The organism is Ruminococcus sp. CAG:57 (assembly GCF_000435935.1).
Taxonomy (GTDB): Bacteria; Bacillota; Clostridia; order Oscillospirales; family Ruminococcaceae; genus Hominimerdicola; species Hominimerdicola aceti.
Genome location: NZ_FR890725.1, coordinates 449 through 2,831, shown reverse-complemented (window position 1 = coordinate 2,831; position 2,383 = coordinate 449). Strand labels below are relative to the sequence as shown.

Annotated in this window: 3 protein-coding genes; all 3 read left to right on the top strand. The window is 44.7% G+C overall.

Annotated features, from left to right (window positions below; translation table 11 throughout):
- Positions 1-605, top strand: a 605-nt coding sequence (cas7c, locus tag QVO88_RS05975; RefSeq protein WP_288177820.1) for a type I-C CRISPR-associated protein Cas7/Csd2, incomplete at its 5' end; no start/stop codon positions are given.
- Positions 605-1,285: a CRISPR-associated protein Cas4 gene (gene cas4, locus QVO88_RS05970; protein WP_022287596.1), complete on the top strand. Its 681-nt coding sequence runs from the start codon at positions 605-607 to the stop codon at positions 1,283-1,285. The genes cas7c and cas4, both read left to right, overlap by 1 nt.
- A complete protein-coding gene (cas1c, locus tag QVO88_RS05965; protein WP_022287595.1) occupies positions 1,278-2,300 on the top strand; it encodes a type I-C CRISPR-associated endonuclease Cas1c in 1,023 nt (340 codons plus the stop codon). The genes cas4 and cas1c overlap by 8 nt, the downstream gene beginning before the upstream one ends.
- Positions 2,301-2,383 lie beyond the last annotated feature (83 nt).

Sequence of the window (2,383 nt, the reverse complement as noted above, 5' to 3'; positions counted from 1 at the left end):
GTCTTGCCACAAAGCAGAAAGGCAAGAATCCTGATGACGTTAAGCAGGTTCGTGACTATATCTGTCAGAACTACTTTGACGTAAGAACTTTCGGTGCAGTAATGAGTACAGGCGATGACCCGTGCGGCATTGTAAGAGGTCCTGTACAGCTCAACTTTGCAAGAAGTATCGACCCTGTTTTTGCTCAGGATATCACAATCACAAGACAGGCAAGAACAACAGAAGACAGACAGCAGAGCGGTGAGACCGAAATGGGCAAAAAGAGCATAATCCCATATGCTCTCTATCGTGGCGAGGGCTATGTTTCCGCAATGCTCGCTCAGAAGATAACAGGCTTTAGCGAGGACGACCTTGAGCTTCTTTGGACATCTATCATCAATATGTTCGAGCATGACAGAAGCGCCGCAAGAGGAAAGCTTTGTATGCGTAAGCTTATCGTGTTCAAGCATGACTCCGCCCTGGGCAATGCCCCTGCACATATCCTCTTTGACAAGGTGTCAGTTAAGCTCAAAGACGGCGTGACAACTCCAAGACATTACTCAGACTATGATATCTCCATAGATAAGGATATGCCTGAGGGCGTTACCCTTATTGAAAAGCTCTGATGAGCGAAGATGTAACTATCAATATCCGTGACATACAGCATTATATGTATTGTCCACGCAGGTTTGCTCTTTTAGAAGTTAATGACGACTGGGCTGAAAACGCCTTTGTCGTCAAAGCAAACCTCCTCCATGAGAACGTCCACAGCGGCGAGCGCAACTTTGAAAATAAGCGTAAGATCGTCCGAAGTGACGTGTCAGTGTATAACGATGACCCTAAGTACAATATTTTCGGAGTTGTAGATTGTATCGAGTTCGTCCGTGACAAAAGCGGTGACTATATAGATACTCTGGACGGCACATTCCGTGTGGAAATTGTGGAGTATAAACCCACCAGGCCCAAAGCAGGGGAGTTCAATCAGACCGACGCTATACAAGTCTATGCGCAGAAGCTTTGCGTGGATAACGTATTTCATTGCAATAGTCGATGTTTTCTGTACTATGCAGATGTGCGCAGACGATCAGAATTGCCCTTTGATACTCAGGGCGCAGAGTATGATAAAATGCTTTGCGACTATCTTGGAAAAATGCGTGAGATACTTGCAGCGGATATTATTCCAAAGCGTGTAAAAGGTCAGAAATGTTCAGGCTGTTCACTGTCGGATATGTGCTTTCCAAAAGTGAAGAAATATAGCGTGAAAAATACGATTTTCTCCATGAACGGAGGTGAAAACAATGCGTAAACTGCTCAATTCACTTTATATTCTCGAAGAAACTGCCTACCTCACACTTGACGGCGAAAACATAGTGTGCAGGGCAGAGGACAGCGAGAAGTTCCGTGTGCCTTTTACTAATATCGAGGATATCTATATTTTCAGCTATTCGGGCTGTTCACCTGCGCTTATGGGCAAGTGTGCAGAATATGGTATAGCCGTTAATTTTATTTCTCCTCAAGGTAAATTTCTCGCAAGAGTTCAGGGCAAAACAAAGGGCAACGTCTATCTGCGAAAAGAGCAGTTTGAGCTTTTTTCTATTCCTCAGCTTGACCTTATCAGGAATACTGTCGCCGCAAAGCTTTCAAATACACGTTATCTTATCAGACGTTCGCTCCACGATAACCCAGATATAAACAGTGACGGAGAGCTTACAGATTGTATAAAATATCTTGAAAACGGCATAAAGACCGTCTATGAAACTGCCGATAAAGATATCATCATGGGTATAGAGGGAAGCTGTGCAAAGGCATATTTTGATATATTTGACCGACTGATACTCCACCAAAAAGAAGATTTTTACCTTGCCAACCGCACCAAACGCCCACCCCTCGACAGAGTAAACGCCATGCTCTCGTTTCTGTATACTATCGCGATTTCATCATATACATCAGCCCTTGAAAGCGTAGGACTTGATAGCTGCCTCGGCTTTTACCACGCCCTGCGTTCAGGCAGAAGCAGCCTGTCCTGCGACCTTGTAGAGGAATTTCGTTGCGTGGTGGAGCGACTTGTGCTTACCATGATAAACTTGAAAATGATAAAGCCCGAGGACTTTGAAACTCAGGTCAGCGGCGCAGTATACCTCTCCAAAGAGGGCAAGAAAAAAGTCCTCACCGCATGGCAGGAGCGTAAGCGCATAAGCATAGTCCACCCATATCTGGGCGAAAAGATACAGCAAGGGCTACTCCCATATGTGCAAAGCTCGCTTCTCGCAAAATATATCCGTGGCGAGCTAGATGAGTACCCGAACTATTTGCTGAAATAGAGGTGATATAAATGATGACCTTAGTAAGCTATGATGTATCAACAACAGATAATAAGGGTAAAACAAGGCTGAGAAAAGTGTCG